This is a genomic window from Mesorhizobium sp. WSM4836 (assembly GCF_055811815.1).
Map to the genome: position 1 here is coordinate 1 of NZ_JBVVQF010000058.1, position 6,486 is coordinate 6,486.

The window sequence follows — 6,486 nt, forward strand, 5'->3', positions numbered from 1 at the left end:
CAGCCTGCACGACGATCTCGACACGTCTCCTTAGACCATGCTCAAGCAAAAACTGTTCCTCGATGGAGGGCTTCAGCAGTCGCCCGAACTTGACCGCAACGTGCCTCATCGACATGTATCTCTCGAATGTCAGCTTCCCTGGCAGCTGCTTGTTCGTGGGGCAGCCTACGCATACGAATGTGTCGTCGAACAGCGCCGCTCTTGGATGCGCGCTCGACATGAAAAATTCCGCACAAATCAGAAAATCGACGTCGCCGCGCCGGAGAAGCTCATCGGGGTCGTCGTCGAGAGGCAGCAATTCGAAGCTGATGGCGGGTGCTTCGCGTGCAACACGCTCCACGACCTTTTCAAAAAACACGAGTGTGACGAAATCGGAAACAACGATCCTGAAGCGGCGATCGGATTGAGCCGGGTTAAACGGCTCCCAGGAAATAATCGAGCACTGGATTTTCAGGAGTGCACCGCGAACTGCCGGGGCGAGTGTTTCCGCACGCGCTGTTAGAACACGTTCGCGGCCGCTCATCGTAAACAGTTCATCGTTGAAATAATCGCGCAGCCGGGCGACGGCCGCGCTCATGGCCGGCTGACTTAGGTTGATGCTGTTTGCGGCCGCCGAGAGGTTGCGCTGGGTCAGCAGTGCGTCGAGCACGACGAGAAGGTTCAGATCAAGGCCTTTGAAGCGCATGGCTTTCACTTATCCATAGCGTGGATGCTCGCGATCTAAACAATCGATTTTACCAAACTTCCAGGGCGCTGCATAGGTGACCGGAGCTGACATGCACCCGATCACGCCACTGCTTCTGTAGCGTGTGCTGGGAAATGACTTGCAAGTAGCCGATCAAGTCGAACTCTCCGCCTTCTTCCGAAAGGTCTATGGGCCGACAGGGGCTTTCAGGCGGTCGAAGCTGGGCCGGTGCAAGGCCGGAGGTTCGCGCAATCGGCTCTATGTGCACGGCGTAGCGGCTCACTTGGACCTGCCGCGCCGTTCATCACGGTTGGCGAGGTTGATTTCTTCGTAGGCGAACTCGGATTGTACAGGGTGCATCCGGATCTTGAGAGACTCGGAATGAGCCATTCTATCCACGTCATGCGTCCGGTGCAGCAGCAGCTTGGCATTCCATTCGCTTTTGGCGCGGTTCGGTACGCGCTGCGGAACCGTCTTGAGAGGTTCTGCAGAGACGGCCTGGCGACCATAGTGCCGGGCGTAAGCGCCGCCACACATGATCGCGACAGCCACTGCCTCGAGGTTTGCGATCAGGCACTGGGATTTTTGTCCGCTCGGTTGCAGCCAGTCGGCCCTCGATACCACGCGATCCGCGTAAATTTCGATCCTTTGCACCGAAAAAAACTGCCGCGTTGGCCATGCCCGGAAACGGCAAGTAGCAACGGCAACAAATAGGCTGGAGTCTGATGCTTGATCACATAACAGTCGGAGCAAAGGGACGCGGCTCGCGCCCAGCAGGGACAAATAACCGGGACCTAAGCCTTGATTTCGCCAAAGGTATACTCATTACCTTAGTTATAATTGGGCACCTATTGCAGTATGTTATATATCGAGGCACTGGCGCCTTCTGGCTATCGCCGTATTACAAGTCGATCTACATATTTCACATGCCTCTCTTTATGGCAATAAGCGGATATCTTTCTTCTGGGGCAATTTTGCGAAAACCGTTCACTCAAGCTGTCGGTGATCGGGCAAGGCAGTTACTACTGCCAATGCTTTTTTGGTGTGCGTTAATTTGGACATTGAAGTCCGCCATGATCCCTCATACGACAAGCTTAACTGATGGGCTGCTTGACTTTTCGAAGGAATTCATTGGAACATACTGGTTCATATGGGCGGCGTTTCTTTCGTTCATTCTAGTTAGACTTTTTACAATTTCCAATCGCGTATCGATGTGGATTATAACCGCATCTGCAATTGCGGTCGCATTCGCGCCCGTCACATTATCAATCACCCCGTCATTAAGATACACTTACCCGTTTTATTGTCTGGGGTTCTTGCTTGCCCAGCCGATCGGATGGCAGACAAGTATCATTTGGGCACACAAATCGATTTTTACAGTCTTACTGTCGGTAATAGCTTTCATATGCTTTATTTTGTGGGGAAAGGAGACTTATGCCTACAACAATCTTGTTTTAATTCATGATGGACAGTCGGCTGAACAGGTCTTTCTGATGTTCACTGGCTCGGCGGCAGCTTCTGTAGTAGCGATGAAGCTTATGTTCCAATGTTGGAGAATTATCCATTCAACTAGAATAGCTCACTTTGTCGCGGTGGAGCTTGGTCAGAGCACGCTGCTGTTTTATCTGGTTCAGGGTGCCGTGTTTCGCCTCACGGATTTTATACAGTTTGGAGAAGCCTGGAATCTCACGACCAGAATCGCGTTCGCAAGTGTTCTTGGAGTGGCGATTGTCGTCACAGCGCTGGCAATTCGCAAGATTGCGCGCGACCTTGGATATGTGTCGCGGATCGTTGTGGGAGCGCCGCCACGCCCAAGTCCGCTCAGTTCTCAATCGCCCACAATGCTCGCGATGACAAGCAACCACGTTACGGACAGATGAGGCATGCGTTTCAAAGGCCTTGATCTGAACCTTCTCGTCGTGCTCGATGCACTGCTGACCGAGCGCAACCTCACGGCGGCGGCAAGCAGCATCAACTTAAGTCAGCCGGCCATGAGCGCGGCGGTCGGCCGGCTGCGCCATTATTTCAATGACGAACTGTTTACGATGAGCGGCCGCGAACGTGTTCTAACACAGCGTGCGGAAACACTCGCCCCCGCAGTCCGCGGTGCACTCCTGCACATCCAGTGCTCGATTATTTCCTGGGATCCGTTTAATCCGGCTCAATCCGATCGCCGCTTCCGGATCATGGTTTCCGATTTCGTCACACTTGTGTTTTTTGAAAAGGTCGTGGAGCGTGTTGCACGCGAAGCACCCGCCGTCAGCTTCGAATTGCTGCCGCTCGACGCCGATTCCGATGAGCTCCTCCGGCGCGGTGACGTCGATTTTCTGATTCTTCCGGAATTGTTCATGTCGAGCGGGCATCCAAGAGCGGCGCTGTTCGACGAGACATTCGTGTGCGTAGGCTGCCCCACGAACAAGCAGCTGCCGGGGAAGCTGACATTCGAGAGATACGTGTCGATGAAGCACATTGCGTTCAGGGTCGGCGGTGCGCAGATGCCATCCATCGAGGCACAGTTTTTGCTTGAGCATGGTCTCAAGAGACGTGTCGAGATCGTCGTGCAGGCCTTTAGCATGATCCCGCCGATGGTCTCAGGCACGGCTCGTATAGCGACCATGCCCTTGCGGCTGGTTCAGCATTTCGAAAAAACCTTCCCCCTGCGGATCATCGAACTTCCGCGGCCGCTTCCCACGTTCACCGAGGGCGTCCAATGGCCCACCCTTCACAACAGTGATCCGGCAAGCATCTGGATGCGGCAGATAATGTTGCAGGAGGCATCCCGCATGTGAAGTCGCGGGCGCTCCTGGGCTGGATTTACTCAGCGCCTTGTACCGGTGCGAACCGGCGCAAAATTAGGTCTGACTCAAATTGGATGATTTTGCGTGACGGCGTGGCACGCATTTCGCGACGCTGGCAGCCGGCACCGCAGGCTGTGCGACTTTACACACACAACTCGGACAACAGCGTCCGATCGCGCGGAGACGAGGCCTGCAACCGCCAAAAATCGTGCGCAGGACCGCACCCCGCGGCTGATGCGATTGCATCTTTCCCGTCGCACTGAGGGGCCTTTGTCAGGGCGGCCTAGGGTTCGCGCTTCGGGCCGAGCCAGAACACTGTCAGGGCACCGAGGAACGAGGCAACGGCGCTGTAGGCAAAGGCACTGGCGACGCCGGCATTGTCCACCAGCAGTCCGCCGAAAATCGCGCCGGCGGCGATGGCCACTTGGAACGTTGCGGCCATCAGCCCACCGGCGTTTTCGGCCTGCTCGGGAGCGGCGCGCAGAACCATCCATGTCTGCAGTCCCACCGGCACCGCGCCGAAGGCAAAGCCCCATACGGTTACCGCAATCGTCGTGACCCAGGCCGATGCTCCCAACGTCAGCAGCGAGACAGCGGCCATCGCTATGAGCAGAGGCGGCAGAGCCGCCACTGCCTTGAGGCTGTGCTCGGCCAGAAATCCGCCGGCCAAATTGCCGAAGAAGCCGCCGATGCCAAAGGCGAGCAACACGAGCGAGATCGTCTTGATATTGAGCGCGGTAACATTCTCGAGGAGCGCGCGGATATAGGTGAAGCCGGCGAAGTGCCCGGAAGCGACCAGCAGGACGACCAGAATCGAGACTTTGATCGTCGGATTCTTGGCCACATCCAGCAGACTGCGCAAGCTGGCCACTCCAATGGGAGGCAGCCTCGGAAGGGTCATGAGTTGAACCAGCAGTGTAACGGCGCCGACGACTGCAGCGATCATGAAGGCGGTTCGCCATCCCCAGATGTCGCCGACATAGGCGCCGACTGGAGCCGCGCAAACGGTAGCGACCGTAACGCCGGTGAGGATGATCGACATGGCGCGCTGCAGGAGGTGACTTGGAACGAGCCGCATCGCCAACGCTGCCGAAATCGACCAGAAGCCTCCGAGCGCTATTCCGAGCACGACGCGGGCGGTCAGGAGAACCGGCAGCGACCCCGCGACGGCCGAGAGAACGTTCGACAGGATCAGCAGCAGCGTCATCGCCCATATGACGATCCTGCGGTCCAGGCGATTTGTGATGATGGCCATCGTCGGCGCCGAGATCGCCCCGACGATGGCGGTTGCTGTCAGCGCCTGTCCAGCTGCACCCTTGCTGATACCGAGATCATGCGCGAGCGGCGTCAGCACGCTGGCAGGCATAAACTCTGCCGTCACAAGCCCGAAGGTGCCTAAGGCAAGCGAAATGACCGCACCCCATGCGGGACCAGACCGTTGATCTGGCTGTACTGGGTCATGCAGACCTCCGTCCATGAAGCCTGGCGCGGATTCGGTCATGAACACCGTCTCCAGTTTGGATGTGCTGCAATATCGGGGGATCGCTGCGCTGACCCGGATTAGCGCCAGAAGGCCCTTTCCCTGCGGCGTTGCGCGGAGGGGATGATCAGCGCCTCACGATGTTTCGCAACGGTGCGACAAGCAATGTCGATCCCGTTTCCTTGGCCGGGTGGCGATGTCGTGATCGGAAAGCACTTCGTCGGGCGATTCCACGGCAACCATCGCCTTGATTTGAGTGCGCGTCGCCACCTTGGGAGGAGGCGATCGCGACGGTGAAAAATACCTCAGTTCGAACACGCCCCGCGGGGTCAGCATGTATTTGTTCGACGTCACCCGGCTTACCGTCGACCGGTGCACGTTGACCGCATCCGCGACAATCCTGAAACTGCAGGCCGCAGGTGGTCGACGCCGTGTTCCAAAAAGGCGTCCTGCCGCCGAAGGCGGGTAAACGACAATTGGGCGAGCGCCACGCGTTGGTCCGTCAGTCTCGAACCAGCGATGCGCAAAGCAGGTACCGAGCACGGAGGTCTGGAGGGAACGTTCGGCGCAAATGTGCGCGGTCTCCTTGGGCGCTTTTAGGGAGCTTCGCGTTTTTGGCATGGTTCTGTGCTCGACGTGCTCTGATGGGCTCTGACGAACGACAGCAAGCGCCATGCCGTTTCGCTTGAAGGCAGCGAATCGGACCATCTTCCGGCGAAGCCCTGTTGGCTTGAGCAGGGCCGCCCGTGCTTGGCCGAGACCAAGCGCGCCGCACAATCGCTTCGTCACCCGCACCGAGCAAAGGTGTATTGTCGGGGTAATCAGCACTTGCGCACCGGCTCGGAAAGACGAAAACCGTTCCCGACGGGCCGAGCCAATGCATTGCGGCACGCCGGCAGTCACTGCATCGACCACGCAAGGCTTTGTCTCTAGCCTGGAATTCTTGTGCAGACCGGCGATCTGCGAAGACGCGGCCGTCGCACCTCTACAATTGCGCTGTTGCCGCTCCCCTGTCGAAGGTCTCTGACACCTCCCAGCTCTTCAGCACGGCGCGCGCCGGTCTGCACGCGGTGAGGATCGAGTCTGGCTGGGCGTCACGGCATTTGCAAGATCGGAGTTCCTTGATTTGCTCCCTCTGTACTTTCCGACCCGAAAACGTTGTTGTGTTCGAAGGCGGACAAGAATGTCGCAAGCGCGACCAAAAGATCGCCACGGCCGGTCTGCCGGTACGGGGGCAATTGGTGCGACGCAAACGGTACGGTAATCGGCACGCAACTTGCTCCGGCAATTTTGTCAGTGAAGACGTCAGCAGTGCTTTATGGGAGATCAGCGGTGATTGGCTGATCTGTCAACGTTAGCCGGCGTGGCGGTTGTCCTGTCGCGCCAAACGGGTCGACGCCCACTCCAGCATGTACGATATCACAGTTAGAGGATGTAGGAGCAGGCTCACCCTTTGCAAGCCCGTGAGGTTTCCAGTGACCGAAGCTCAGACCCGCTATCGCCTGACCGGCATGGACTGTGCG

At 57.7% G+C, this 6,486-nt stretch carries 6 protein-coding genes and 1 pseudogene; 3 read left to right on the forward strand and 4 right to left on the reverse strand.

Features of this window, described 5'->3' with window-relative positions:
* Window positions 1–685: LysR family transcriptional regulator (locus AC0L2P_RS31865; protein WP_473507192.1), on the reverse strand; the 685-nt coding region annotated here is incomplete at its 3' end.
* Window positions 686–771: 86 nt separating this feature from the next.
* On the opposite strand from AC0L2P_RS31865, the pseudogene AC0L2P_RS31870 reads away from it, so the two are divergent.
* The 3 genes and pseudogenes from AC0L2P_RS31870 to AC0L2P_RS31880 form a co-directional block, all read left to right on the forward strand.
* Window positions 772–1,207 (forward strand): annotated as a pseudogene (locus AC0L2P_RS31870) (NodA family N-acyltransferase); the annotation flags it as partial.
* A 203-nt stretch (window positions 1,208–1,410) separates the two neighbouring features.
* The gene (nolL, locus tag AC0L2P_RS31875) at window positions 1,411–2,565 is read left to right on the forward strand and encodes a nodulation factor fucose acetyltransferase NolL (RefSeq protein WP_473507193.1); all 1,155 of its coding nucleotides are present in this window, start codon (window positions 1,411–1,413) and stop codon (window positions 2,563–2,565) included.
* A 3-nt stretch (window positions 2,566–2,568) separates the two neighbouring features.
* The gene (locus AC0L2P_RS31880; protein ID WP_473507194.1) at window positions 2,569–3,474 is read left to right on the forward strand and encodes a LysR family transcriptional regulator; all 906 of its coding nucleotides are present in this window, start codon (window positions 2,569–2,571) and stop codon (window positions 3,472–3,474) included.
* A 292-nt stretch (window positions 3,475–3,766) separates the two neighbouring features.
* Here AC0L2P_RS31880 and AC0L2P_RS31885 read toward each other — a convergent pair whose 3' ends face one another.
* The 3 genes from AC0L2P_RS31885 to AC0L2P_RS31895 are packed head-to-tail and all read right to left on the reverse strand — an operon-like array spanning window position 3,767 to window position 5,671.
* Window positions 3,767–4,984 (reverse strand): MFS transporter, encoded by a 1,218-nt coding sequence (locus tag AC0L2P_RS31885; RefSeq protein WP_473507195.1) that lies wholly within the window; start codon window positions 4,982–4,984, stop codon window positions 3,767–3,769.
* Between the two features lie 59 nt (window positions 4,985–5,043).
* Window positions 5,044–5,136, reverse strand: coding sequence for an RNA polymerase factor sigma-54 (locus AC0L2P_RS31890; protein ID WP_473507196.1), 93 nt, complete (start codon window positions 5,134–5,136; stop codon window positions 5,044–5,046).
* Window positions 5,099–5,671, reverse strand: coding sequence for an RNA polymerase factor sigma-54 (locus AC0L2P_RS31895; RefSeq protein ID WP_473507197.1), 573 nt, complete (start codon window positions 5,669–5,671; stop codon window positions 5,099–5,101). Before AC0L2P_RS31895 ends, AC0L2P_RS31890 begins: the two co-directional genes overlap by 38 nt.
* Between the last annotated feature and the right edge of the window lie 815 nt (window positions 5,672–6,486).